24 protein-coding genes and 1 pseudogene are annotated in these 26,314 nt (G+C 65.5%); 14 read left to right on the plus strand and 11 right to left on the minus strand.

Annotated elements, in window-relative coordinates; all coding sequences use genetic code 11:
- From OIT41_RS19830 to OIT41_RS19870, 9 genes are read left to right on the plus strand one after another with little or no spacing between them, the layout of a single operon-like run.
- A complete protein-coding gene (locus OIT41_RS19830; RefSeq protein WP_264638046.1) occupies window positions 1-1,503 on the plus strand; it encodes a chromosome partitioning protein ParA in 1,503 nt (500 codons plus the stop codon).
- A gap of 33 nt (window positions 1,504-1,536) precedes the next feature.
- Window positions 1,537-2,148 carry a DUF6668 family protein gene (locus OIT41_RS19835; RefSeq protein ID WP_264638047.1) on the plus strand — a complete coding sequence of 204 codons (612 nt, stop codon included), beginning with the start codon at window positions 1,537-1,539 and terminating at the stop codon, window positions 2,146-2,148.
- A gap of 11 nt (window positions 2,149-2,159) precedes the next feature.
- Window positions 2,160-2,429, plus strand: coding sequence for a hypothetical protein (locus tag OIT41_RS19840; RefSeq protein ID WP_264638048.1), 270 nt, complete (start codon window positions 2,160-2,162; stop codon window positions 2,427-2,429).
- Window positions 2,430-2,456: 27 nt separating this feature from the next.
- Entirely contained in the window at window positions 2,457-3,197 is a 741-nt protein-coding gene (locus OIT41_RS19845) for a hypothetical protein (RefSeq protein WP_264638049.1), read from the plus strand.
- Window position 3,198: 1 nt separating this feature from the next.
- Window positions 3,199-4,482: a type IV secretion system protein gene (locus OIT41_RS19850; RefSeq protein ID WP_264638050.1), complete on the plus strand. Its 1,284-nt coding sequence runs from the start codon at window positions 3,199-3,201 to the stop codon at window positions 4,480-4,482.
- Entirely contained in the window at window positions 4,469-5,977 is a 1,509-nt protein-coding gene (locus OIT41_RS19855; protein ID WP_264638051.1) for an SCO6880 family protein, read from the plus strand. Before OIT41_RS19850 ends, OIT41_RS19855 begins: the two co-directional genes overlap by 14 nt.
- Entirely contained in the window at window positions 5,977-7,584 is a 1,608-nt protein-coding gene (locus OIT41_RS19860; protein ID WP_264638052.1) for an ATP-binding protein, read from the plus strand. The genes OIT41_RS19855 and OIT41_RS19860 overlap by 1 nt, the downstream gene beginning before the upstream one ends.
- Entirely contained in the window at window positions 7,581-9,350 is a 1,770-nt protein-coding gene (locus tag OIT41_RS19865; RefSeq protein ID WP_264638053.1) for a type IV secretory system conjugative DNA transfer family protein, read from the plus strand. The genes OIT41_RS19860 and OIT41_RS19865 overlap by 4 nt, the downstream gene beginning before the upstream one ends.
- A gap of 11 nt (window positions 9,351-9,361) precedes the next feature.
- On the plus strand, window positions 9,362-9,793 hold the full coding sequence (locus tag OIT41_RS19870; protein ID WP_264638054.1) for a DUF4913 domain-containing protein: 432 nt from the start codon (window positions 9,362-9,364) through the stop codon (window positions 9,791-9,793).
- A 149-nt stretch (window positions 9,794-9,942) separates the two neighbouring features.
- Here OIT41_RS19870 and OIT41_RS19875 read toward each other — a convergent pair whose 3' ends face one another.
- The 5 genes and pseudogenes from OIT41_RS19875 to OIT41_RS19895 form a co-directional block, all read right to left on the minus strand.
- On the minus strand, window positions 9,943-10,590 hold the full coding sequence (locus tag OIT41_RS19875; protein ID WP_413542341.1) for a carbonic anhydrase: 648 nt from the start codon (window positions 10,588-10,590) through the stop codon (window positions 9,943-9,945).
- Window positions 10,591-10,727: 137 nt separating this feature from the next.
- Window positions 10,728-11,308 (minus strand): annotated as a pseudogene (locus tag OIT41_RS19880) (phosphomethylpyrimidine synthase ThiC); the annotation flags it as partial.
- Between the two features lie 70 nt (window positions 11,309-11,378).
- On the minus strand, window positions 11,379-12,395 hold the full coding sequence (locus OIT41_RS19885; protein WP_264638056.1) for a PDR/VanB family oxidoreductase: 1,017 nt from the start codon (window positions 12,393-12,395) through the stop codon (window positions 11,379-11,381).
- Window positions 12,396-12,405: 10 nt separating this feature from the next.
- The gene (locus OIT41_RS19890) at window positions 12,406-13,074 is read right to left on the minus strand and encodes a DUF5134 domain-containing protein (protein ID WP_264638057.1); all 669 of its coding nucleotides are present in this window, start codon (window positions 13,072-13,074) and stop codon (window positions 12,406-12,408) included.
- Window positions 13,075-13,127: 53 nt separating this feature from the next.
- Complete coding sequence (locus OIT41_RS19895) at window positions 13,128-14,570, minus strand: PepSY-associated TM helix domain-containing protein (protein WP_264638058.1); 1,443 nt, start codon at window positions 14,568-14,570, stop codon at window positions 13,128-13,130.
- 163 nt (window positions 14,571-14,733) lie between these two features.
- Between OIT41_RS19895 and OIT41_RS19900 the strand changes: the two genes are divergently transcribed.
- Both OIT41_RS19900 and OIT41_RS19905 read left to right on the plus strand, forming a co-directional pair.
- Window positions 14,734-15,123: a BlaI/MecI/CopY family transcriptional regulator gene (locus tag OIT41_RS19900; RefSeq protein WP_264638059.1), complete on the plus strand. Its 390-nt coding sequence runs from the start codon at window positions 14,734-14,736 to the stop codon at window positions 15,121-15,123.
- Window positions 15,120-15,977, plus strand: coding sequence for a M56 family metallopeptidase (locus tag OIT41_RS19905; RefSeq protein ID WP_264638060.1), 858 nt, complete (start codon window positions 15,120-15,122; stop codon window positions 15,975-15,977). The genes OIT41_RS19900 and OIT41_RS19905 overlap by 4 nt, the downstream gene beginning before the upstream one ends.
- A gap of 36 nt (window positions 15,978-16,013) precedes the next feature.
- Here the strand turns inward: OIT41_RS19905 and OIT41_RS19910 are convergent, their stop codons facing one another.
- The 5 genes from OIT41_RS19910 to OIT41_RS19930 all read right to left on the minus strand — a co-directional run bounded on the left by OIT41_RS19910 (window position 16,014) and on the right by OIT41_RS19930 (window position 23,774).
- Entirely contained in the window at window positions 16,014-18,284 is a 2,271-nt protein-coding gene (locus OIT41_RS19910) for a heavy metal translocating P-type ATPase (RefSeq protein ID WP_264638061.1), read from the minus strand.
- Window positions 18,274-20,325, minus strand: coding sequence for a cytochrome c oxidase assembly protein (locus tag OIT41_RS19915; RefSeq protein WP_264638062.1), 2,052 nt, complete (start codon window positions 20,323-20,325; stop codon window positions 18,274-18,276). The genes OIT41_RS19910 and OIT41_RS19915 overlap by 11 nt, the downstream gene beginning before the upstream one ends.
- A gap of 185 nt (window positions 20,326-20,510) precedes the next feature.
- Window positions 20,511-21,563, minus strand: a complete 1,053-nt coding sequence (locus tag OIT41_RS19920) for an iron ABC transporter substrate-binding protein (RefSeq protein ID WP_264638063.1) — start codon at window positions 21,561-21,563, stop codon at window positions 20,511-20,513.
- A gap of 105 nt (window positions 21,564-21,668) precedes the next feature.
- On the minus strand, window positions 21,669-22,985 hold the full coding sequence (locus tag OIT41_RS19925) for a Dyp-type peroxidase (RefSeq protein ID WP_264638064.1): 1,317 nt from the start codon (window positions 22,983-22,985) through the stop codon (window positions 21,669-21,671).
- Between the two features lie 6 nt (window positions 22,986-22,991).
- Window positions 22,992-23,774: an EfeM/EfeO family lipoprotein gene (locus OIT41_RS19930; RefSeq protein WP_264638065.1), complete on the minus strand. Its 783-nt coding sequence runs from the start codon at window positions 23,772-23,774 to the stop codon at window positions 22,992-22,994.
- Between the two features lie 178 nt (window positions 23,775-23,952).
- Here OIT41_RS19930 and OIT41_RS19935 point away from each other — a divergent pair, with 178 nt between their 5' ends.
- Window positions 23,953-24,087, plus strand: coding sequence for a hypothetical protein (locus OIT41_RS19935; protein WP_264638066.1), 135 nt, complete (start codon window positions 23,953-23,955; stop codon window positions 24,085-24,087).
- Window positions 24,088-24,563: 476 nt separating this feature from the next.
- Complete coding sequence (locus OIT41_RS19940; RefSeq protein WP_264638067.1) at window positions 24,564-24,728, plus strand: hypothetical protein; 165 nt, start codon at window positions 24,564-24,566, stop codon at window positions 24,726-24,728.
- A gap of 242 nt (window positions 24,729-24,970) precedes the next feature.
- Here the strand turns inward: OIT41_RS19940 and OIT41_RS19945 are convergent, their stop codons facing one another.
- Window positions 24,971-25,255: a DUF1540 domain-containing protein gene (locus OIT41_RS19945; RefSeq protein WP_264638068.1), complete on the minus strand. Its 285-nt coding sequence runs from the start codon at window positions 25,253-25,255 to the stop codon at window positions 24,971-24,973.
- 438 nt (window positions 25,256-25,693) lie between these two features.
- Between OIT41_RS19945 and OIT41_RS19950 the strand changes: the two genes are divergently transcribed.
- Window positions 25,694-26,266, plus strand: coding sequence for a recombinase family protein (locus tag OIT41_RS19950; RefSeq protein ID WP_264638069.1), 573 nt, complete (start codon window positions 25,694-25,696; stop codon window positions 26,264-26,266).
- Window positions 26,267-26,314 lie beyond the last annotated feature (48 nt).

The following is a 26,314-nucleotide window of genomic DNA, read 5'->3' on the forward strand; positions in this document are numbered from 1 at the left end:
ATGGGTACTGCACCAACCGAGGTCCTGGCCTTTCCAAACATCAGGGCCATCGTCCGCGACAACGGGACCGCCGAGGTCGTCGTCGCGGGTAACTCCCGCGTCGTGCCTCCCGGGGACTCCGTACAGGATCTTCGCAACAATGCCCTGGCCCTGGTCGTGGGCGAGGCGCAGACGCTGCAGCGCCCCGTCCGGGTCCAGATCGAGGATCCCGAAGGACACGGTGAACTCATCGTGCACCCGGACAACAAGATCGAATCCGTCTCCTACGAACCGCGCCCGGCACGCCGCCGGGCAGAGGCCCCGGAAACCACCCCCGAGACCATCGCTCCGACCGTCATTGATACGGTCCCTGTTGCTACTCCTGAACCATCAGCCGCCCCCGCACAGCCCACCGCTGCGGCAGCGGTGAAACGACAGCCGTGGCCGCCCAACCCCGTCGAGACCGAGCCGGCAACCGAGACACCTGAGCTTGCCCATACGGAGGCCCAGCCGTCGGCCGCCGCAGAAGAACCGCAGACCACCGCAACCGTCACGGAAGCGCCACTGACCCGGCGCAGCCTGAAGGAAACCTCGTTCCTGGTCAGCGCCCCGGTCTTGGAACCGGCCACACAGGGCTGGCGCGGAACGCTCACGCGACTCGGATACCGGATGGACCCATCCGCCGAAGAACTCTCCGAGCGGGAGGACATTCGCACGGTCAGCCAGCACTGGCCCGGCCCGCGCACCATCGCGGTGGTGAACCGCAAGGGAGGGGCAAACAAGACACCCACGGTCGTCATGCTCTCGGCCATCCTCGCCCGCTACAGCGGGGCCGCCACCGTCGCCTGGGACAACAACGAATCCCAAGGCACCCTGGGCTGGCGGACGGAAAAGGGTTCCCATGCCCGGAGCGTTCTGGACCTGATCGATTCATCGACCGAACTTCTCTCCCCGGCCACGAACGCGGCCGAAATCGCCAAGTTCGTCCATCACCAGACCGCTGACAAGTTCGACGTTCTGCGCTCGGATGAGAACGAGGAAGGCGATCACGAAGTCACCGCTGAGGAAGTCGATATCGCCCACCAGGTCCTCACCCGCTATTACCGGCTGGTCGTCATGGATTCGGGCAACACAGCCCGGGCAGCGAACTGGCGGCGGATGATCGATCACACCGACCAGCTCGTCGTCCCCGTGACGGCCATCGAGGACCGCGCCGAAGCTGCGCGGCTGACGCTGCAGACGCTGGAATCCCGTGGTGGCCACGACGCGGAACTGGCACGCAACGCCGTCGTGATCGTCTCCGAATCCACCGACGCCAAGCGGAGCATGACCGGGGACGCCCTGAAGCGGGCCAAGGACGAGGCGCAGCGGATCGCGGACGGCTTCGAGCCGTTCGTCCGGGCCGTCGTCCGGATCCCGTACGACCCGGCCCTGGTCAACGGCCCAATCCGCTATGAAGCGCTCCAGCCCGCCACCCGGCGGGCATGGCTGGCCGCAGCGGCCGCCGTCGCCGCCGGCTTCTAAACCACCCACCAACGGACTTTGAAAGGAGGAACCATGCAACAATCCCTGAATCCCTGGATCACCAGCCCCGCCAGCGACAGCGCGGACGAGGAAGCACCGGAGGCGCACCTGCCGCCATCGGCAGTGATCAGTGCGCCCCTGAAGGGAATGGTCGTACCGGACACGGCAGACCGCCTGGCCCGCCGCACCGTCTCTGGCTCTGCAGCGCTGTGGATCACCGGCGCCCACGGGGGAGCCGGTGAAAGCCGAATCGCTGACCTCCTGCCCGGGGCGCGCGTCACCGATCACTGCTGGCCCGTCCTGCAGGACGAAAGCACACCACGGGTGCTGCTGGTCTGCCGGGCAGACATGCGCGGCCTGACCGCTGCCAGGAGCGCACTGACCCAATGGGCATCAGGGGCGGCACCGACACTGGATCTGCTCGGCCTCGCCGTCCTTGCAGACGCGCCGGGGAAGACTCCCAAACCCTTGCGGGACTTCGCCGCCATCGTCGGCGGGGGAGCGCCCCGGCTCTGGACCCTGCCCTGGGTAGAGGCCTGGCGGCACGGGGGTTCCACAACACCGCCGCTACCTCGCGAGTACCACCGATTCATCACCGACGTGGCCGTCCTGGCTACCGGCACCGCACCAGCCACCACCAACTGAAAGGTCTCACCATGAACTCCTTCGTCGTATTTGACGGGAACGTCATCCCGAACCCCACCCCGGTCGTCCCGGCACAGGCCGGCGGGCTGCTCACGATCCTGAACTGGGCCTCCGGTATCGGTCTGGTCCTGGGCGTCCTTGGCGTCATCATCGTCGGTATCGGCATGGTCATCCAGCTCCAGCGCGGCGAGGGCGCACAAGCCATCGGCAAGCTCGGCTGGGTTCTCCTGGGCTGCATCATCATCACCGGTGCCTCCGGCATCGTCCGCGCCTTCGTCTAAACCAGCACCAACAACGGGAGGTTCGCCATGAGCCAGTCAACGAGCACCACCGAAAGCAATCCGTTCACCAAACCCGGTTTCATCATCGCTGCCGCGCTGGTGGTCGCGCTGATAGCAGCAACCGTCGTCATCTTCCTGCTCCCCAAAGGACAGGGCAACGCCCAGGCGGCCCCGTCCCCTGCGGAGTCCGGTAGCTCGGCCACATCCAGTCCCGGCGCCTCGGCTGTGGCTGGGAAGAGCGTCTGCGGACTGCCTGGTAGCAAGGAAACCGCGCTTGGAGCCGCGCCTAAATCCAAGTGGGAGCTGCTCGGATCCACGGCTGTCCCGACGGAGCCGTCAACGGTAGGTCCCGGAACGGTGGGCACGGATGGTCTGAGGTCATGCTTTGCCCAGTCGCCGACGGGAGCTCTCTATGCGACGGCAAACATCTGGGCTTCCTCGTTCAATGGCTATGCAAAACAGGTTTACCTGAGGCTTGCCGCTGACAGCCCCACGCGGGACAAGGCTGTACAAGCCATACAGGAAGGCAAGGACGTCGGCGGGACCTCGCCGAAGGTTCAATTCGCTGGCTTCATCATCCATTCGTACACGCCCACAGCAGCAGTTGTGGAGCTGGCTTTCAAGAGCGCCGATGGCGGATACGGTGCCATCTCAACGTCACTGCTTTGGGAGGGCGGCGACTGGAAACTGGACATGCCAGCCGCAGGCGGGGGCGCAGTGCGACCGATCAGTGACCTGAGCTCGTTCATTCCTTGGGCCGGCGTCTGACATGGCTGATAAAGCATGTGAAGTCTGGGATGTGGCCTGTTGGACCGCACAAGGTGCAAGCAATGTGGCGGCGGGGATCGCAGACGACGCAATCAACAATCTTGCAAAAGCCATCATGGAGGGCATGAGCCAGATGGTGACAACACTGTCTACCTTCTGGGTCTCCATGCCCACCGTGAATCTGGCCAGCCAGGACGGCACCACACCAAGTCCCGTTGTTTCTGCGGTCAATAGCGAATTGCTGCCCTGGACGCTGACGCTGGCGGTCCTCGCCGTGATTCTCGGAGGCATCCGGATGATCTGGGAACAACGCGGAGCACCGCTGAAGGATCTACTGCGTTCCTTGGTCACGCTCACCCTGGTCACTGGCTTGGGTCTGGGTGTCATCTCGATTCTGGTAATCGCGGCCGACGCCTTTTCTGTCGCCGTCATCCAGCGCTCCACGGACGGAAAGGGATTCGCAGAGTCGATGAAAATCCTCGTCATGACCAACCAGACCGGGGTTGGCGTGTTCATCCTCATCGTCCTGGGACTCATCGGATTGATTGCCTCCCTCGTCCAGATCGTCCTCATGGTGGTGCGCAGCGGCATGTTGGTGATCCTTGCGGGCATCCTGCCCACCACGGCCGCGTTCACGAACACGGAGATGGGCAAGCAGTGGTTCCAGAAAGCTGTCGGCTGGACCATTGCCTTCATCCTCTACAAACCCGCCGCGGCCATTGTCTACTCGGTCGCGTTCCTCCTCATGGGAAACAACACCGGGAAGAACGCCTTGACCGGATCCATCACCGGCTTCACGTTGATGGTCGTTGCCCTGTTCGCGTTGCCGGCACTCATGCGGTTCGTAACCCCGATGGTCGGGGCCGTCGCCTCCGGCGGGGGAGCCGGGGCAGGCGCGGCAGTGGGTGCCCTGGCTACAGGTGCCGTGTCCCTTGGCCGGGGCGGCAGCGGCAGAGGCAATGCCGCACCAACGCCGGCGAGCACGCAACCCAACCAGCCAGGCACGCCTCCGAAAGGCAGCAACGGAACACCTGGCCCGAAGGGAAACCGCGGCCAGCCAACGCCAGCCTCGACAAGTCCAGGTGGCCCTGGCGGAGCCACAACAACCGCGGGCACTGCAGGGGCGGCCACGGGAGCGGGCAAGGGAGCAGCAGCTGGTCCCGTAGGAGTCGCCGTCCTTGCAGGAACACAGATAGCCGGCCAGGTTTCACAGGCCGCACAGCAGACCGCGCAGGATTCAACCGGGCATGATTCACCCCAGGAGGGCCCCAGTGGCAGCAATTAATACCGAGTACAAGGAACCGTCCTACGGCAACTGGCGGGTACCGCGCTCAGCCGGTCTGGGGAACCTCGGCGCTATCGGCACCGGAATTGTCATGGCGGGGTTGTTGCTGGGCATCATCAGCTTCGCCATTTGGGGTCTATTCCCGGGCCTGGCTGTCCTGGCCGTGGCCGGGGTCAGCGCCCTGCTGCTCACGGTCAAGGACAAGCACGGCCAGTCCTTTGTGGACCGCTTCGCCACACGGGTCAGCTTCCGGATCTCCAGGTCCTCCGGGACGAATCTCTACCGGTCCGGCCCCCTGGGCGTGACACAGTGGGGCATGTACCAGCTGCCCGGGCTTGCCGCGAAGTCCACCCTGTACGAGTTCACGGACTCCTACAAGCGCCCGTTCGCGCTGCTGCATGTGCCGGCAACCAGCCACTTCACCGTGATCTTCTCCACCGAACCTGACGGCGCCTCACTGGTGGACCCTGAGCAGGTTGATGCGTGGGTGGCGAACTGGGGCGGCTGGCTCGCCGGGCTGGCGGATGAGGCCGGCCTGGACGCCGCGGCCGTGACGGTGGAGACCGCCCCGGATTCCGGGTACCGGCTCCGGAACGAAGTCATGATGAACATCGACCCGGACGCGCCGGCATTTGCCAAGGACATGCTGAGTGAAGTTGTGGATACCTACCCGGAAGGATCGGCCACGGTCCGCGCCTGGGTGTCCCTGACGTTCAACGCCTCCCTCCGTGCGGGATCGAAGAAGCGCACACCGGAAGATGTTGCCCGTGACCTCGCCTCGCGGATCCCGGGGCTCTCGGCCCGGCTGCAATCCACCGGCGCCGGTATCGCCCGGCCGATGTCCGCGCAGGAACTCTGCGAAGTTGTCCGGATCGCCTACGACCCGCCCGCCGCGTTGATCATTGATGAAGCCCATGCCGCCGGCTCTCCGGTGTCCCTGTCATGGGGCGAGGTCGGTCCGACCGCGACCCAGGCAAGCTGGGATACCTACCGGCACGATAGCGCCTTCTCGGCCTCCTGGACCATGACCGGCGCACCCCGAGGGTCCGTGAACTCCTCGGTCCTGTCCAGGCTGCTGGCCCCGCACGGCGACATCGACCGGAAGAGGATTTCACTGCTGTACCGCCCGATGGATTCTGCCCGGGCAGCTGCCGTGGTCGAGCGGGATCAGAACAACGCCAACGTCCGCATCACCTCCGGGACCCGGCCATCCGCGCGTGCCCTGGTTGATGCCCGCTCCGCTGTGCAGACCGCTCAGGAGGAAGCCCAGGGCGCCGGGCTGGTGAACTTCGGGATGGTCGTCACTGCCACCGTGACCGAACGGGAACGACTCGATGATGCCGTCGCCGCTGTGGAGCAGACCTCCGGTACCGCCCGGGTGTTGTTGCGCCGGGCCTACGGCGCGCAGGACACCGCGTTCGCGGCCTCCCTGCCGCTGGGCCTGGTCCTGCCCAAGCACATCCTGCTGCCTTCCGAGATCAGGGAGGCACTCTAATGGCCCGAACGAAAGGCAACTTCGCAGATTGGGCTGCTACGCTGCGCAAGCCGGTGACGGTCAAGCAGTCGGCCGTCGCCCGCGTACGGGGCGCCAGGATCCGCGAGCTGGCTCCCGGCTCGCGTGGGTGGGGCGGCCGCGGGGGAGGGGCCGCGGCACTGGTCCCGTCCGTGACGGAGTACCGGGGAACAACGGTTCAGGTCTGCGGGCTGTGGCCGTTCTCTTCCGGTGCGTCCTCGCCCATGATCGGCGTCCCGCTCGGACGCCACGAGGAAACCCAGGCCACGGTCTGCTGTGACCCGATCAGCTGGTTCCAGCGGGCACAGCTCATTTCCAACCCCTCGGCGTTCATTCTGGGCAAGCCCGGTCTGGGGAAGTCCACCCTGGTCCGGCGCATGTTCCTGGGGCTCTCCGCCCAGGGCGTCTACCCCCTGGTCCTGGGGGACCTGAAGGGCGAACACATCAAGGCCGTCAAGGCTCTCGGCGGGCAGATCATTTCCCTGGGCCGCGGCGTGGGCTACCTGAACATTCTTGATCCCGGCCAGGCCGTCGAGGTCGCCCAGCTCCTTCAGGCCAACGGCCACCACGAAGCCGCCACCCGGGTCCGGGCCGACGCCCACGGCCGGCGCCTGAACATGGTCGTCTCCCTGATCACGATCAGCCGGAACAACCCGCCCACGGACCAGGAGCAGACGATCCTGGACCGGGCACTGCGGGTCCTCGATGACCGGTTCGAGGGCGTCCCGGTCCTGAAGGACCTTCTGGACGTGATCATCTCCGCTCCGGATGAGCTGCGCCAGGTCGCCCTGGACCGCGGTGACATGACCGTCTACCTGCAGGAAACCCGGGCGCTGGAGGCAACCCTGCTGGGCCTGACCGGGGGAGGGAAGCTGGGGGAAATCTTCTCCCGGCAGACCACCAACCCCATGAAACGTGACCGGGCCGTGGTCTTCGACGTCTCCAGCATCGACGAGACAGAGACGGACCTGCAGGCCGCCGTGCTGCTCGCGTGTTGGTCCTACGGCTTCGGCACGGTCAACGTCGCCAACGCCCTGGCAGACGCCGGGCTGGAGCCGCGCCGGAACTACTTCGTGGTCCTGGATGAGCTGTGGCGGGCGCTGCGCGCGGGTAAGGGCATAGTGGACCGGGTGGACGCCCTGACCCGTTTGAACCGCTCTGTGGGCGTCGGGCAGATCATGATTTCCCACACCATGTCCGACCTGCTGGCGCTGCCGGCGGAAGAGGACCGGATGAAGGCCCGCGGCTTCGTGGAGCGTTCTGGCATGGTGATCTGCGGCGGTCTGCCCGCTTCGGAGATGCCGCTGCTGACCTCCGCCATTCCGTTGTCCCGGCAGGAGCAGCAGAAACTCATCGGGTGGCAGGACCCGCCCGCATGGGACTCACGCGGGGTCGACGTCGAACCCCCGGGCCGGGGGAAGTTCCTGATCAAGGTCGGCGGCCGCCCGGGAATCCCCGTCCGGATCGGGCTCACCTCGATCGAGCAGGACGAGGGATTGAACGACACCAACACCCGATGGAGCAAACCCGCCGAGTCGCTCATGGAGGCCGCCTCTCCGCAGCTGCCCGTGGACGGGGGGACACCGTGAGTGCACCGAACCGCAAAGGAATGGGCCTCGGAGATGCGCTGCTGGTCTGGTTGGCCATCGGCTTGATCGTCGTCTTTGGCGGCGGGACCTACGCCGCCGTGCATCTGGGCTCCTGGATGGCCGGCATCGCCGCACCCCCGGCCCAGCCCATTGATCTGATCGCCGGGCTCATCAAGGGCCGGGTGCCCTGGCCCGTCCAGTCCACCGTTGCCGCCGCCCTCATGGCCGGCATGGTCCTGGTCCTGGCCATCGTCGTGCTGCTGGCCTGGAAGAAGGGCGCGTCCAAGCGTGCCCGGGTCGATAAGGCCGCCCGGTACCTGGGGCGAGGGAAATCCCTGGCCGCGTTCTCCGAGAAAGGCGCCCAAGCCACGGCCGAGCGCCTCGGCGTGAAAGACGCCCCGGGCATCGTGGTCGGCAAGGTGGTCTCCACCGGCCAGCCGTTCATCCAGTCCTGGGAAGACCTCAGCATCGACATCTGGGGGCCACGGACAGGTAAGTCGACCTCACGGGTCATGCCCGCGATCCTGGACGCACCCGGCGCTGTGGTCTCGACCTCGAACAAACGCGACGTCGTGGACGGCACCCGCGGCGTCCGGATCCTGACCGCTCCGGTGTGGGTGTTCGATCCTCAGAAGATCGCCCAGGAAGAACCGGACTGGTGGTGGAACCCGCTCTCCTACGTTACGGACGAAGAGAAGGCCTACAAACTCACCCAGCACTTCGCCGCCGGCTCCCGGCTCCCCGGATCCAAACCGGATGCCTACTTCGACCCCAAAGCCGAAGACATCCTCTCCTCGTACTTCCTCGCGGCCGCGCTGGGGGAGCTGCCGATCACCCAGGTGTATCTGTGGGTGACGGAGCAGGTCAGCCAGGAACCCATCGAAATCCTCAAAGACCACGACTACGAGCTGCAATACAAGGGCCTGGAGTCCACCCTGAAGCTGGCCGACAAGCAGCGCGACGGGATCTTCGGCACCGCCGAAAAGATGATCCAATGCCTCAAGAGCAGGAACACGCTGCGCTGGGTCGCCCCCGCCCGCGGCGCGACGGTGGCCACGGATCCCCGCCGCCGGTTCAACCCGCACGCCTTCGCCGCCTCCCGGGAGACGATCTACATCCTCTCCAAGGAAGGGCCCGGCTCGGCCGCGCCACTGACCACGGCCCTGACCGTGGCCATCGCCGAGGCCATGGAGGAACGGGCCGAACGCAGCGGCGGCCGCCTGCCCAAACCTGCACTGTTCGCCCTCGATGAGCTGGCCAACGTCGTCCGCTGGGCCGGGCTGCCGGACCAGTTCAGCCACTACGGCTCCAAGGGCCTGATCGTCATGGCCATCCTGCAGTCCTGGTCCCAGGGCGTCGAACTCTGGGGGGAGGCGAACATGCGTAAAATCTTCTCAGCCGCGAACGTCAAGGTCTACGGCGGGGGAGTGGCCGAAGAAGGCTTCCTCCGGGCACTCTCGGACCTGATCGGGGACTACAGCTACACCAATGTCTCCGTCTCCTCCGGCAAGTCCGGGTCCAGCCGCTCCCGCCAAGAGGGCAAGGAACGCATTTTCGATGTCTCCAACCTCGCGGAGCTGGACCGCGGCCGCGCCGTCGTCCTCGCCTCCGGTGCGCCGGCCACGCTGGTCCGGACCATGCCCTGGTACACCGGCCGGCACAAAGACGCCGTCGAGGCGTCCATCAAGAAGCACAGCCCCCGACCCGAAGAAGAGGATGTCCCGGTTTCTGCTGCGCCGGTCGCTAATCCCTGGGTCACGGGATAGGAGGTTCTGAGATGACTACCGACATCGGCCGCTTCAGCTCAAGCGACACAGAAACACGTGTGGAGACCCCGGCAGGAGAGCAGAAGCCAGCTGAACTGGTCTACGGCTCAGCCGAAGAGTTCCTGCACGAGCAGTTACTGCCAACGTACGTCCGCGACGTCGACGGCCGCGCCGCGAAATGGTGCATCGAGTGGTACTTCCACCCCGAAGCCGTCTCCCGCGTAGAGGCACTGTGGCGGGCCTGGGAACACCTCAGACTGGACGGAGCGACCGGCATCAGCGTCTGGTTCAAGGACCACGCGGACCACCACATGAGCGTGATGCTCGACCCGCGCGGCCCGTTCTACAAATGCGATATGCAAAAACACCGCGACCCCGAACACCTCGAACCCAAGAAGGCGCCGGAGGGCTGGTTCCCCAACGTGCGGACGCAGGGAACCTAGCGAAACCACCTCGCACGGGATGAGAGCGGGGAAACGCAATGGTCCCGGTTCTCCATAGCCCGGACGTACTTCGTCAAGGGGACGGGGCTGTGCAGGGCTTTAATGGCAGTTGTGGCTTTGAGTACGATGCTGCCCTTCTTTTCTCAGCTTTAGAGCATGTCGAATTCTGAGACGAGCTCCGCCCGGCCCTCTTCGAGCCGATACGCGACGCCGATCACGGCTGTGGAGGAATTGTCCACGGCGGTGGAGATCACTTGTGAACTTTCCAGGAGCCGGGCCGCGGTCTGTCTGGCGTGTTCAACGACCATGTCGTTGATGTCCGTCTTGTCCTCGCGCAGCGAGGTCAGCACCGAAGGGGTGATCCGTTCGACGAGGTCGCGGATGAAACCCGGGGGCATCTGCCCGGTTTCCACCGCATTTTTGGTGGCCGTGACGGCACCGCAGTTGTCATGTCCGAGGACGACGATCAACGGGACGTTCAGCACCGATACGCCGTATTCGAGCGATCCCAGAACGGCGTCGTCGATCACATGCCCGGCTGTGCGCACCACGAAGGCGTCGCCGAGGCCGAGGTCGAAAATGATCTCCGCAGCCAGCCGGGAGTCCGAGCATCCGAAGATGACCGCAAAGGGGTTTTGTGAGTTCACCAACGCGCTGCGCCGGGAGGCGTCCTGGTTCGGGTGCAGCGTCTCTCCGGAGACGAAACGGTTGTTGCCGGCGAGCAGACGCTGCCATGCTTCGGCTGGGCTGATTTGGTTGGTCACCTCCCTTACTTTACCGGGGCGTCCCGGTTTCATGGCCTGGCGGGGTACTTTGGTGGCCGGCTCGACGGCCACGCCGTCCGGGCCGGACATGGACTCGCGCTGTCTTCTCGTGACCGAAGCCCGAACGAGGCAATCAATAATGTGGGGCCGTTTCCGTCAAGTCGGCCTTTTGGGCAGGGGAGGTAGACCTTGCCGCCGGTTTCGCGGAATTCGGCGGATTTAGTGTTCATTCCTGCGATGGCTTCCTGCTCGGACATGCCTCCGAGCTGGTCGCGGATGTCCTGGAGAGCCGCATGGAGCAGAACTTGGGTCCGCACATGGAGGAGAAGTGTGCCGTCTTGGCCGGTTCTGCCGGCAGGGTCTCGTCGTGGAAAGCCTCGGCCGTTTGCGGGTCCAGGGAGAGGGCGAACTGGTCCCGCCAGCGGAATTCGAACCGGGCCTTGGACAGGGCGTCGTCGCGTTCGTGCGCGCCGGAGTGGCCTTTGGCGAGGTCGGCGGCGTGGGCGGCGATCTTGTAGGTGATGACTCCGGTTTTGACGTCGTCTTTGTTCGGCAGCCCGAGGTGTTCTTTGGGCGTGACGTAGCAGAGCATCGCGGTGCCGTACCGGGCGATCTCGGTGGCGCCGATGGCTGAGGTGATGTGGTCATAGCCCGATGCGATGTCTGTGACCAGCGGGCCGAGGGTGTAGAAGGGGGCGCCGTCGCAGAGTTCCTGCTGGCGTTCGTTTTCCCGGACGAGGTGGAAGGGGATGGGGTGGCTTGCGAAAAAGTGAAATATCCAACGCTAGTGCCCCGTAGTGCGCGGTTGGGTGGATATGGGTCTAGAGGCGGAGTGTTATTTCGGGGGTGGAGGCGCGTGAGCAGCACAGGGCGATGCTTGTGTTTGATGCTTTTTCTGCTGGGGTCTGGAAGTCGTCTCTGTGGTCGGGGGTGCCGGCCAGGACGGGGGTGAGGCAGGTCCCGCATAGTCCTTGGTTGCAGGAGAGTTCGATGGGTACGCCGTGCTCGAGAAGGGTTTCGGCGATGGTTTTTCCGCCCGGGACGGGGTAGAGCTTTCCGGTGCTGCTGAGCCGTACGGCGAAGGTTTGCCCGGGTGGGCCGGGAAGCGGGTTCGGTTCCGGGGTGAACCGCTCGGAATGGAGCCGTTGGGGGTCGATCCCTGTTGTTGCGGCGTGTTTCCTGGTGGTGTCGATGAATCCGTCTGGTCCGCAGATGTAGAAGCGGGTGCCCGCCGGGTGGCCGGTGATGACGTCAGGGATGGCTGCCCGGGCGGTGCGTTCCGGGTGGGGAAGATGAAACGTTGTGAATTCGGCGGCCGGCCGCGTTTTGATGTAATCGGCCAGCACCATCCGTTCCGCGCTTGAGGCGAAGCAGTGCAGCTCGAAGTCCTGTCCTTGGCTTGAGAGTGTTTCGGCCATGGCCAGAAGCGGTGTCACTCCGATTCCACCGGCCAATAGAAGGGTCTTGGGGGCCGGTTCAAGGGGGAAATGGTTGCGGGGGGTCGAGATCTGGACGTTGTCACCGGCTTGCAGGGTGTTGTGGATGTGTGTTGAGCCGCCGCGGCCTTCGGGGGCGGCCTGCACGCAGATGAGGTAGCGGTGGGTTTCCCCGGGCGGGTTGCAGAGCGAATATTGCCGGATGTATCCGCCCAGGTGCAGGTCGATGTGGGCTCCGGCCTGTGCTGCGGGGAGCCCGGCCTCGGCCGCCGGCCCCTTGGCCCACCATCTTCGGGTCGGTGCCGGCGGGCGTAGTTCGATGAGCACGGCGTTCTCCGAGGCGGCACTGATCGCGTGCACGCGGGCTGTGAGGGTGTTCCGTGGTCTGTGCAGTGTGGTCATTGGGCTGTTTCTATCCAAAATTGACCAGGGGAAGGAAGAGCGCCGCCATGCCTGTTGCCATCAGAAGGTTCCATGCTGCATCGGCGGTGGCGCGGAGCCCGGGCCCGGTTCGACGGTGCGGTGATGTTGCACCGGCCAGGGTTGAGCCGAGGTAGAACAACGCGGCAATGCCGAACCCGGCGGCGCAGGCGGCGGACAGGACGGAGGCCCATAACGGAGTAGCCATGGCAGAGGCCATGGAGTGGGCCGGCATGTCCATCCCCGGCATGGACGCCATGGGGCCCGTGCCGGGTGTGTTCCCGGTTCCGGAAGTGGCGGCACGCATGGCCGCGGCCATGGCGACCATCGCCGCCATCATTGCGCCGTGGAACGCCAGCGTTCCCCTGCCCCCGTGGTGGCTGTCGAGGGCCCTGTCGGACCGCTGCCGGGTGGGGTGGGCGGCAAAGAGGTAGATGAACCAGAGCGCGGCCAGGGAAAAGACTGCCATCTGGGGTACCAGGAGCAGGCTCATGCCCCATGGCCAGATCATCGCTGCCATGGCGGCCGCCATGAGGGCATGTGCGCCGTGACTGATGCGTTCGTGCACGGCTGATGGTTTCACGGTCCGGAACAGGGAATACGCGCCCGTGAGGATGAAGATTGCACAGAGCAGCCATTGGGCAACGGGGTTGGTGATCATCGGAGGCTCCAAGGGTGGGAGGGTGTGGCAGCCGGTCCGGCTGCCACACCGGGCTAGTTGGTGTTGAGAAGGCGGCGCAGGGCCGGGACCCGCCGGATGACCAGTGCGTCGATCAGGAGGATGATGACCAGGGAGATGCCGAAGACGGGCAGTGCGACCGCGAGCACTGCCAGCACTGCAGCGAGTCCCCAGGAGGAGTAAACGGGCATGCGTCCCTTGGGCGCGGCGATGCCTGTCTGGCCTTTCCTGCGCCGCCACCACATGACGGGGGCGGAAGCGCACAGAAAGAGCACCGCGAGGCAGAAGGCTGTTGACGCGGTCGAGCTCAGGGCGCCGAAACGGCGGCCTTCATGGATCGCGATACCTTGGGAGACGGCCTGCGCGACGGGGCTGTAGTCGTTGTAGGCGTAGGTGGTGATCACCTTGCCGGTGTATTGGTCCACATGGGCTGCGGCTTCCTTGGATACGTCCGTGTAGGCGGGGTTTGCGCTGTCATGCCATTGGTCGCCCAACACGCTGTAGACCCCCGTTGGCCCCTCCGGGAACGCGATGAAGTATGGCTGGGGGATCCCCGCGGCCGCGGCGGCGGTGACCGCAGCATCGACGCCGACCTTGCCGTCGGCGCCCACGGCGGTCTTCGGAACGGTGTCCTGGCTGATGGCCCAGCCGGGGGCGTTGGTTGTTCCGTCGCTCTTGGCCAGGGTCTTCCCGAGGGTCGATGTGGCGCCGGGGTCATTGCCCCACAGGCTCAGGCCGTGTCCGGCTGCCCACGATTGGACGCTCGAGCCCCATACCTGTGTCCAGGGCAGGCCGGAGACGACCAGGAAGAGGATTCCCAGCCCGGCCAGGGCCCCGGCCCAGGCGTGCGTGGTGGAGAGCCGGGCACCCCGCGCTTTACGGAGCACCCGTTGGCGGCGTGCCTTCCAACCCTTGAAGAACAGGTAGTAGCCGCTGACGGCCATGACGATCGCCCAGCACGCGGCCAGTTCCATGGCGATGCCGCCGAAGGCGGTCGAGGTGAAGTTCTTGTGCCAGGCGCTGGCATAGTTCGAGGGCAGGTCCAGCGGGGCCAGGTCACCGGTGACCTGGCCGGTGTAGGGGTTGACGTAGACGTTCCGGAGCCCGCCGCCGACGGTGGTCGCGAAAATCGTCGCGGTGCCCTCCGTCCCGTCGGTGAGTGAGGCGATGGTCCGGGTGGGGAACGCGGCTTCGACGGCGGCTTCCTGCTGCGAGAGCGGAAGGCGGTGCGCCCCGGGCGGGACGTCCACGACGATGACGCCCGGATGGAAAATCGGGTCAATCTGGGCCTTGTAAAGCATCACCAGCCCCGAGAGAGACAGGACGAACAGGGCCGGAATCACCAGCAGGGACGCGTAGAAATGCCAGCGCCAGAAAGCGGCGAACCAGTTGCGGTTGCGTGTTCCGGGCAGACGTGTGGCCGGAACAGCCGCATCCGCCTGGACCGGTGGATGCGGATCAGTGACGAGGGAAGGCAAAGGATCTCCTGGAAGGCGGGCAATGATTCACGTAGACTCTACAAGATGTAGAGCATGAACTCTACAAGTTGTAGAGTTCATGTTCCGGTTGCCGGCTGCCGCGGGCTCCTGGGGGGCCGGTGGGCGGTGGTGGCCAACGGTAGAATCTTGCGTGGAGGTATGGATGTCTGAACGACGGATGCGGGGTGAACTTGAGGCCTCGGTGATGCGCATTTTGTGGGATTCGGCGGTGCCGCTGAGCGTCCGCGATATACAGGGTGGCTTTGGTGCCGGCCCGGGACCGGCGGTGACGACCTTGTTGACGGTTTTGGAACGGCTGCGGCTCAAGGGGCAGGTCAGGCGCGGGGAGGCAGTGGGGGGCGTGCGGTACTACAGCGCCGCCGAGTCGGAGTCCGGGATTGTCTCCCGGGCGATGCTCAATGCGCTGACGGAGAGCAGTGACCGGGCCGCGGCACTGCTGAATTTTGCCGGCGATCTGGGCGAGGACGACGTGGACCTGCTTCGCAGGGCGCTGGGCAGGCGGGGCCGGGCAGAGGGGAACCGCGGCGAATGATCGGCGTGCTGGGCCTGCTGTGCTATTGCGCGGCGACAGTGCTGCTGGCGCCGGTGGTGCTGATGGCCGGTGCCTGGCAGGTCCGTCGCCCCAGGCTGGCGCTGGGGCTGTGGCATGGCGTGTTCGCCAGCGGTCTGGTAGCGGCAGGCGCGAGTTTGGCCTGGTCTGTCCTGGAGGGAGTGCGCGTCAATTTCAGCACGCCCGCGGCCGGCACGCCCTGGATCTTGCCGACCGTGCTCGTGCTCACGGGCTGGATCAGCCTGGGTGTTGTCGGCGCCGTTGCTGCCTTGGTGCTCCAACGGGCGGAATCGATTCTGATCGTGGACAGGCAGTCCCATGGCACGGTGGCGGCGTTGCTGGAGCTTGCCGCCGTCCGGACCACCCTGGTGGGCCGGACCCGGGTGAGCTTTGTCAGCGTTGAGGAGCCCGTGGCGTTCGCGGCCCCGGGGCTGAACACGATCATCATCTCGACTGTTCTCGAAGAGGTCCTGGACCCGGCGGAGCTGAGGGCGGTCATCGAACACGAACGCACCCATTTGCTCCAGCGCCACGGGCTGGTCAAACGCCTGGCCCGGCTCAACAGTGCCTGTCTTCCGGGAGTTCTGTGTGCGCGCCGTTTCGAGCGGGCCACCAATACGCTCCTTGAATTGATTGCCGATGACCGGGCGGCCCGTGTTTGCGGGCACCGGGCCGTGTCTGCGGCGCTGGCCAAGCTTGCCGTGATCCGTGAGCGTGAATCCATGCTCCTGCGCGCAGAGCGCCTCGCGGCCCGCAGCGGCCTGGGCTCCGGGCGCCGCGGTGTGGCTGCGGCCGGCCTCACCACCCGCAGCGACGGGATCATCCGCACGGACTGACCGGGGTATCCCCGCCCCGCCCGGCGGAGCTTCCTGCTAGCCCGTGCGGGTTTGCTCGCGGACGGGCTCAAAATTGCGCAGGCGCAGGCTGTTGGAAATGACCAGCATCGAGGACAGGGCCATAGCCGCCGCCGCGATCAACGGGTTGAGCAGGCCGCACGCGGCGATGGGGATGGCTGCGACGTTGTAGCCGAAGGCCCAGATCAGGTTGATCCGGATGGTCCGCAGGGTCCTGCGCGAGAGCAGCACCGCGTCGGTGACGGTCTGAAGGTCGTCCCGGACCAGGATAATATCGGCGGATTTCATGGCAATGTCCGTGCCCCGCACCATGGCCATGCCCAGGTTCGCGGTGGCCAGGGCCGCGGCGTCGTTGACGCCGTCGCCCACCATGGCCACCCGGCGGCCCTGGGCCTGCAGCCGTGCAATCGCGGCGCTCTTTTGAGCCGGAAGAACCTCTGCATACACTTCATCGACCCCGATCCGGCGGGCTACCGCGGACGCCGGGCCATGGGCATCGCCGCTAAGAAGCACCGTGCGCAGGCCGAGCTGCTTCAGCGAACGAATCGTCGCGGCCGCCGAGGTCTTCACCGTGTCCGAGCACGCAAAGATTCCGGCCGGCCGGCCATCAACGGCGACAAGGACCACCGTTGCCCCCTCTGAGTGAAGGACCGCTATCCGGGAATCAACGGCGCCGGGCACCTCGATGCCGCGGGCATGGAGGAGATTGGGGCTTCCGACGAGGACCGCGGCCCCGTTGATCAGGGCGCCGGCGCCAAGCCCCGGCATGGTTTCAAAACTGCTGACCGGTGGCAGCACCGCGCCTTCCAGCGTGGCCGCCTCGGTGATGGCCCGGCCCAGGGCGTGTTCGGACCCGGATTCCACAGCCGCGGCCAGGGCGAGCAGTTCCCGGCGGGAATAGCCGTCCAGTGGCTCCACGGCCGTGACCTGAATCGTTCCGGTGGTCACGGTGCCGGTCTTGTCAAAGACGACGGTATCGATGACTCCGCTTGCCTCCAGGGCATCCTGGCCTTTGATCAGGATACCCAGCTGCCCGCCACGGCCCACCCCGACCATCAGCGCCGTGGGTGTGGCCAGGCCCAGCGAGCAGGGGCACGCGATGATCAGCACCGCTATCCCGGCGCCGAACGCGTCACGCGGTTCGGCGCCGCTCAGGAACCAGACCAGCATCACGGCCGCGGCAATGCCGATGACGAGTGGAATGAAGATCCCCGCGACCTTGTCCGCCAGCGCCTGGACCGAGGCTTTGCGGTGCTGGGCCTGTTCGGCGATCGCCGCCATTTGCGCCAGCTGGGTGTGGGTTCCGACGGATTCGGCGAGCACCTCGATCCTGCCGCCGATGTTCACGGTGCCGCCGATGACCTGATCGCCGGGACCGGCCTGGGCCGGAAGCGATTCGCCCGTCATCGAGCTGGTGTCGATCGACGTCGTGCCTGCGCTGATGCTGCCGTCCGCGGCGATCCGCTCGCCCGGCAGGACCACAAACGTGTCCCCGGCCCGGAGCTGGCCGATCGGAAGCAAAACCTCGGCCCCGGCACGGCGCACGCGCACCTCTTTGGTGGAGAGACGGCCCAGGGCGTTCAGCACATCCCCGGCCCGTCGGCGCGAGCGTGCCTCGAAATAGCGGCCGCCGAGCTGGAACGTGATCATCCCGGCGGCCACGTCCAGGTAGATCGAGTCCGCGCCCTGGGGTGTCACGCCGAACCCGAGCCAGTACCCGGGGCCGGCGGAGGAGCCGAAGATCAGGGTGAACACTGCCCAGCCAAAGGACGCGATGCTGCCCAAGGAGACCAGGGTGTCCATGCTCAGACTGGCCTGCCTGAACCCCCGCACGGTGGCTTGGTGGAACGGCAAGGCAGCCCAGGTCACGATCGGCACGGCCAGCAAAACGCACAACAGCTGCCAGTGCGGAAACCTCCACCCCGGGACCAGGGCCAGCATGATCGTCAGGTCGCACAACGGAACGCTCAGGATGGCCGAGACTGCCAGGCGGCGCCGGAGCGAGGAGATCCGGATGGCGGTCGCGCGCGCCGTCCACTCGTCATCGTCCGGCACCCGGACCCTGGCCGTGTAGCCGGCGTGCTTCACCGCCAGGACCGCGGCGTCGGCAACGCCGGGGGCGTCGCTGTGGACGATGGCGCGTTCGGTCGCGTAGTTCACGGTCGCCGCGATACCGTCGACCTTGTTGAGTTTGCGCTCGATCCGTGCCGCGCACGCCGCGCAACTCATGCCCCCGATCTCCAGCTCGACCCAGTTTTCCTCGCCGGGTGTCAACGTTTCAACGCTCATCGGGCAGCCTCCCTGGGCCGTGGTGGAAGTTTTGACGCTCGGAAAGGGATGCGAGCATGTCGTTGTACGCGGAAAAACTTTCATCCATTCCTGCATCCAGATGCCGGTCGATCCGGCGGGAACGGCGTTTGTCCTGGGCGGACCACTGGCCCAGCAACGCCAGCACCACCACCAAAAGCGGGATCTCCCCCGCGGCCCAGGCGATCCCGCCGCCGAGGTACTGGTCCGCATGCAGGTCCGTTAGCCAGGGCCGGCCCAGGTAGAGGTAGAACTGCTCGGCGATGATGGCGTTGCTGCTCATGACGGCGACGCCAAAGAAGGCATGGAACGGCATCGCGGCCAGCACCATGCCCAGTTTCGCGATGTGCGGCAGGGGCCGGGGCGGCATGTCCACGCCGATGACAAGGCTGTAGAACAGGTAACCGACCACCAGAAGATGGAGGTTGAACAGCTGGTGCGCCCAGTGGTAGCGCATCGCCTGTTCGAACAACGGGGTGAAATACAGGACGTAGTAGGAACTGACAAACTCGATGAAAACCCACAACGGGTTGTACAGGTGGCGGAAGAGCGGCCAATGCAGGAACGCATTGATCCACTCATGGGCGCCCGCCGGGCCGGAGCCCCTGCTTGCCCTGGTGGCCCGAAGAGCCAGGGTCACCGGGCCGCCCATGACCAGCAGCACCGGGCACAACATGTTCAGGCTCATGTGCAGGATCATGTGCAGGCTAAAGGCGGCATCCGCGTACTGGCCCAGACCCGAAGACGTGGTGCATACCACGGCGAACCAGCCAAGTACCCAGCTCACGGTCCGCCCCCACGCCCACTTATCACCGCGGCGGCGCAGACGGATCACCCCCGCCAGGTACACGGCAACGGCCGCGGCGGAAATCACCGCGAAAAGAGTGTTCAGGCGCCAGTCAAAGGCAAGCACCGCGAGGGCAGGAGCGGCCGAGACGTCATAGCCGAAGAACAGCTCCATGATGGAGGAAGGCACGAAAAACTGGGGCGGGGGGATCCTTGTCATCGCCACGTTGACCCCGACGAAAAGGGCCATCAGCAGAGCTGCCCTGAGCACATAGCGGCCAAGCCCCGGCCCGGGGCGGGTCCGGGCGCGACCGGGCCTGCTCCACGCCAAAAGGTTCAGCCCCAGCGCCGCCAGCAAGCCCGCTTCCGCCAGGAAACACCAGCCCGTCGGAGTCGAAAGCGGCGCGGTTCCGTCAAGTTCGAACCAGGCAACAACCAGCACCGCGCCCAGGCTGACCGGCCAGCAGACCGCGCAGACACGCCGATACCGCCTCACGGTGGCAGCAGAAGGCCTGTGACCGCCCAACAAACGAAACAACAGGACCGCCGTCGTTCCAAAAAACACCGCCGTCGCCGGCACACCGAACATGGTTGCGTCCCCGCCGAAATCGTGGTTCGGCCCCACCAGCACCTGGGTGACCAGAAACGGTGCCAGCAGGGCCGCGAACCCCAGGCCCAGGCTGAACACCGCGACCGCCCACGACCGCGAAAAGTTCGACGTGATGACGATGACGGCGACCAAAACGGCCGAGACAATCCACGCACCCGGCAGATACGAGGCCTGGACCAGGTAACCCAAGGCGCCCGGTGCCAGGGCTTGCAGGAGCGGGTATCCGTTGGCATCAGCGCCGTCCACGGCAATGAGGAGAACCGAGGCCAGCAGCCACACCGTCGAGCTGACCCGCACCATCCGCAACTCGCTCCACGGGTCCAACAGGAGCCGCTCAGAGCCCGCCCGGACCCGGAGGAACGCGGCGTGGAAGAGCGCTCCCACACACACCGTGGCCGCCAACTGGACCACCACCCATAAACCCGTACTCGCGACCGCCGTCAGGACGCCGGGATAGTCCCGGGACAGCTCGGCATACCCGCGCCGGCCCATGCCGACCGCCGTGCCCACCGCAACCCCCGACGCAATGAGTCCAAGGAGCCACGGAACCGCGCGCCCGGACAGCTTGCCGGAGGAAAAAGGGACCGAAGGGGAAGGCAAAACGGTCTCCGGCAATCGCGTGCTCACACAGGTCTCCACTTCACTATCCGGCCGTTGCAACCCCCATTGAACGTTTGCGGCGGGGACCCGCCCGACACAAAAAGATATTCTACATCAAGTAGAGCACGTGGGCTTGGCCCAGAGCCCCGCAGGGATTCCTCCCGGCGCCCCCCGGCACTGTTGCCGACGGCGAACCAGTGTCACGTGGTGGTTTAGAGAAGCCCGACCTGGGTCATCAGCTCGGTGACTTTCTCGCTGTTGAGCTTGGCCGGGTCTACCGAAGGAGCTTGGAGATCCTTCAGGGGTACGAGCTTGGGGTTGGCCGGCACGTCGGAGCCAACGGTGTATTCAAAGGAGACGCCGTTCTGGAGGACCTGCTGGCCCACTTTGCCCGTAATGAACTTTAGGAACTGCTGGGCCTGGGCCTGCTTTTTGCTGGACGCCAGGACGGCGCCTCCGGAGACGCTGACGAACGCGCCCGGGTCCTGGTTTTTGAAGTAGTGGAGCTCGACGTTCTTGCTGTTTTCGCCGGTCTTGGCCTGGTCCACGAAGGAGTAGTAGTGGTACAGCACGCCTGCGTCGACTTCGCCGGAGTTCACGGCCGCGAGCACCGGGGTGTCGTCCTTGTAGGACTTGAAGTTGCTTTTGGCCGCTTCCAGCCACTTCTGGGTTGCGTCTTCTCCCTTGAGGGCAAGCATGGCGCTGACGATGGCCTGGAAATCCGCGCCGCCAGTGGACGCGCCGATGCGTCCCTTCCATGACGGGTCCGCGAGGTCCATCAAGGACTTGGGGAGCTGGTCGGTGGTGAGCTTGTTCTTGTTGTAGGCAAGCACAGTAGAGCGGGCCGCGACGCCGGTCCAGTCTCCGGTGGAGGGCCGGTACTGGGCCGGAACCTGCGCCAGGGTTGCCTGGTCGACCGGGGCGAGCAAGCCTGCACCTGCCACACGGACCATGGCCGGGGAGTTTTCCGTGAGGAAGACGTCCGCGGGCGAGTTCTTGCCTTCCTCACTGAGCTGGTTGCTCATTTCAAGGTCGTCACCGTTGCGGATCCTGACCTTGATTCCCGTTTCCTTCGTGAAGGCGTCCACCCATGCGCCGGTGAGGTTCTCGTGCTGGGCGTTGTAGACGACGATGCCGTCGTCGCCGGATGCCGCACCGGAGCCGCCGGTGGCGGTTCCGGTGGGTGAGCCGGTGCACGCCGAAAGTGCCAGCAGCGTGGCCGTCGCGGCGGCGAGGGCCGTTGCGGGTTTGATGCCGAATTTCATGGGGGCCTTTCGAAAGGCTCCGGTCTCGGACCGGAGTGGTGGGGGTGGATGTCCGGGGATGATCCGGCGCTTCGGGGGTGTGCAGGACCCGGGCTCGCGCGTTTTTTAGGTGAACAGGCCCTGTCCGAGGAAGCCGTTGTTGTCTTTGACGCCGGGCAGGCCGATGAAGTAGCCGCCGCCGAAAGGCTGGATGTAGTCCGTCATGGGTTCGTTGATCAGCCGGGTCTGGGCGGCTTCGAACTGGGTTTGGATGTTCTGCTGGTAGCTGGCGAAGATGAGCCCGGCCTGCATGTTGCCGTTCAGGTCAATGCCGAGGTCGTAGTTGTAGCCGCGGCGCAGGAACCGTGAGCTGTCCGTGTCCGGGGTGCGGGGGTTGGCCAGACGGATGTGGGCATCCAGCGGGATGGTTTCGCCCTTGGGGTCGTTGGCGTAATCGGGCTTGTCGTTTTCGTTCACCGCGCCCAGCGGGGCCCCGCTGGCGCGGTGCCGGCCGATCATGGTGTCCTGTTCGTCCAGGCCGACGCGGTCCCAGAACTCGACAAGCATCCTGATCAGGCGCACCACGATGAAGGTTCCACCCAGTGCCCAGTCCGGTTGGCCGGAGTCATTGCCGATCCAGACCAGCGGTTCCTGCGGTGCCGGGTTGACGATGCCGTCCTTGTAGCCGAACAGGTTCCTGGGCGCGCCGGAGGGCCTGGGTGCTGATTGGAATCCGTTGATCTTCCATTGCAGCTGCATGGCCCCGCGGGTGGCCTTGGTGATGTCCCGCAGCGCGTAGTGGATCATGTCCGTCGAGTCCGCGCAGAGCTGAAGGAGCAGGTCCCCGCCCATCCAGGCCTGATCCGGGGCATCGTTGGGGAAGATTTTCATCTCCGTGAGCCCTTTGGGTTTCTTGCCGGCCAGCCCGTAGGCGGCATTGTCGAAGACGCTCGATGCCAGGCCGACGGTCATGGTGAAGGAACACGGCGGAACATCCTCTCCGAGGATTCCTGAATTCACGGGCGGGCCTCCGCTCACAGGGGGCAGCTCCGTGGAGAGCACCGGCGCATCCGCACGCTGTCCGGCGGCCAGGTGCGTTCCCTTCGTGGAGAGGGTCTGCAGCAGGGCCTTGAGTTCTTCCCGGTCCTTGGCCAGGACCCGGAACGCTGCGAAGCAGGCGTGCTGCTGCTGGGAGGCGGGCCGGTAGATGCCCGCCTGGTTGATGCCATGAAAATCAACAGCTGTCTCTTCCGGAGCCGGAACGGGATCCGCGGGGCCGGTCCGGGACGCCGTGGACACGGCCACGGCCGTCAGGGCGGCGGCCGCCGTTCCTGTTCCGGCGCCAAGAAGGAAGGACCGCCGTCGCAAACCGGAGTGGGGCCCGGTGGCGGTCTCCGGCGTCGTTGTCCCGGTCTGGGGCAGGTTTTGCTTGTTTTTTCTCATTGTTTCTCAGTCTTCGGTGGCGAACATGGCAGGGACGTAGGCCAGGGTTTCCAGGGCGCGGCCGATGGCGCCGTTAACGGGCTGGCGCAAGGACAGCGGCACCGTCCTGTAATCGGGCCAGCGGCCGTTCGTCCTGGTGGCGTTCAAGGCGGCGTCCAGGGAGTCCAGTTCCGCCGCAATGGTGGCGGTGTATCCGCGCTTTTGCCCGTCGATGAGCGTGCTCAGCAGTGTCAGCACCACCCGCGTGCCCGAGACATCGGCCGAGGTCAGGGCCAGGGACATCCCGGAGCCTTGATCGTTGTTTCCGCTCAGGTTGTCCCTGAGCGAGTCCTCCAGGATTTCGTGGCAGCGAAGGGGCATGTCCGACGGCGCGACAGTGAGCTCCGGCAACTTCGCAACCAGCTTGCCGACATTCGTGCCGAGTTCCCCCAGCACGGGCATCAACTCCGCCGGCCCCTGCCCGTGGTACAGGCCGTATTCCACCCGGTGCAGACCCGTGAACCCGGGATCGGACGGCCCCGCGGCAAACCCGGACGGCAGAGCATTGATGGCCGCTCCGAGGTCACCGAAGCTTCCGTAGGCGGCGCCGACTTCCTGCCACGTCAGCTGGGCGGCCAGCCATTGCTCCCGCGCCGCCTCCAGGTCATTGTTACCGACGGAGGCCTTCAGGGTCAGGATCTGGGTTCCCAGGTCGGCAAGTTTGGCGCCGACATAGGCCTGGTAGGAGGCCAGGGCTTCATCCATGGTCCCGGCAGGAACAGGCGGGGAGAGCGTAGCGGTCGCGGGCATAAGGGGTCCTTCGGCAGAACAAGACTGGGATAGGTAAGGCGAACCTAAGAATAATAACAGCACGTCGATGTTGCTTAATTGGGAAGCCCCGGAGACGGACTGTTACGACACGTGCCCACCGCCCACGGCCGCCACGCCGGTCCGTGGTTGCTCACGCCCCGACCCCACGACCCACTACGTGCCCGCACAGATGGCCATGGCAAAAGAGGAAACGCTTGCCCCGGAATACCTCAAAAACACCGGCTCGGGCCTGTTCGCGTTTCCCCCGGGAACCAGCGAGGGTGGCCTTATCGGCGATGGGCTCTTCGCGTGAAAACCCCCGTCACCGAACCAGGTGGCGGCAGCGCATTCGACAGTGCTGTCGTGACTGAACCCAACGGCACGAAACTCGGTGAGGACGGCAAAAAGCGGGCCTGGCCAACCGGCCTGCCCCGCTGAAGATGGTGCTTCTTGGACTACTGTGCTCGACGGTGTGGCTATCCTCAGTGCTGATCGGCGGCTTCCTCGACTGCGGGACAGACATCCACCGTATCGCCCTCGCGGCCCATATCCTCGCACTCGTGCTGTCTTTCGGAGCCGTGCTGATGCTCGACTGGGTGGGCCTGCTGTGGCTCCTTGGCCGCCGGGACGTCTACGAGACCCGGCGCCTCGAATCCGCCGCGCAACCGCTGATCTGGGGCGGACTGGCCCTCCTGCTCGTCTCCGGGGCGATGATGCGCCCGGATCTGTCCAGCCCGCTGTCACAGATCAAACTTCTGTGCGTTCAGCGGCCTGGCTCTGGCGCAAACCATGAAACAACTGCATCAACTGCCGCCGGGAACACTGTTCACGAAGATGGCCGCACGGCTGCGTGCACGGCTGATCATCGCGTTCTGCATCTCCCAAACCTGCTGGTGGACCAGTGTCCTGGTGGGGTTGCTCAACAGCACCCTTCGGCGCTGGGGAGACGAATAAAACAACCCAGAATGGATTGCTGCATCATTCAAATCGTGGTTGCAACACCTGCTGCCAGTCAGCGGCGAGTTGCCTGCAGAAGGCCCGCCAGGAATCGGCAGGGCCTTCTGTCCTCATGGGAGCGCCCAGTCCATGGTTGCCTGAAATCGGGAATCGCGGGAGTCGTTCGAAGTCACGAAGGGCGCAGGGCAAGCAGGACCTACCAAAGGACAACGGGCCCGCTTTGTTCAGAAGTTTCAGGCCTATCTGTGTGCGTAGGTGAGGCAGTCCGCGTTATCGGCACCGGGACCGACGTGCACTTCAGTTGCCTGGCACATCAGGTGGTCGTTATGGGTGCATTCGGAACGCTGGCACGCCCCGACGTCGGCCAGGACCTTGGGCAGGCCGCCATGGATGCCGGTGTCGATGAAAGTGGCGCAGGAGGCATGGTCTTCAGTTCCTCCGACGGTGATTGCGGCGGCATTGCAGGCGGAGTGGTCATTGAAGGAGCAGTTGCTAACGCTGCAGTCCGCGACGTGCGTTGTCATAGGAAGATCCTCCGTGCTTCGGCTGCCCTGGTCGGGCGGCTTCCTGTGCCCCACGTTAAGCCGGTCCGGCGCAATCAAAAAGACCCAATTGTGTGACCTAATCTCCCTGTTCTTGCGGGGCGCAGCCTCCTCACAGTGCGTCCGTGGCGAACGACTGGAGGTTGGAGGGGCAAGCCCGTCGGAATGGCAGGCATGACCAAACATGATGGGCCCTCAGGATCAGGTGCAGAATGGGGGCCGCCGTCATGAAATCGGCGCAGATGACTTCGGAGCACGACACGACATCCGGGAAGGCCCCCTGGAGTGTCTTGAGAACGATCGTTCGCAAGACACTTCAAGGCGTCTTCGCAGAGTGGCGGAATCACGCGGCCAGTTTTGTAACGCTTCCCGCGTACGCGCCTACGTAACGTCCAACCCGGTTGGTGATACGTTTCGGGGATGCGAATCGGATACGGGCGTGTCTCAACACGCGATCAGCACCCCGAAGCCCAACACGACGCCCTGCGTGCGGCCGGCTGCGAGCAGATCTTCCTCGACACGGCATCCGGGAAGCTCGCACGCAGGCCCGAACTCGACAAAGCGCTGCTCTCGGCCAACCGGGCCGGTGATCAGCTTGTCGTCACCAAACTCGACCGGCTCGGGCGATCGCTGGAACACCTCATCGAGCTCTCCAACACGCTGCAGGAGCGCGGCGTTGACCTGGTGGTCCTTGACCAGGGCATCGACACGTCCACCGCCATCGGCCGGATGTTCTTTCAGATCCTCGGCTCGATCGCCGAATTTGAACACGCACTGATGTCCGAACGGACCCGCGACGGCCTCGCTGCCGCCCGCGCCCGGGGCCGGGCCGGCGGTCAGAAACCAAAACTCGGCCCCCGACAGGTCAAGCTTGCCCGCGAAATGTATGAAGAAAAAGGCCCCGACGGGAAACGTGCTCACACGGTTGAACACATCGCCCGTGAATTTGGCGTCACCCGGCCCACCATCTACCGGCACCTCGCGAAACCATGAACGGTGGGCGTTGCTCGCCAAAGCAGAACGACGGCATGTCCGGCAGGC

Origin of the sequence: Arthrobacter sp. YA7-1 (assembly GCF_025960325.1) — a bacterium.
Lineage (GTDB): Bacteria > Actinomycetota > Actinomycetes > Actinomycetales > Micrococcaceae > Arthrobacter > Arthrobacter bambusae_A.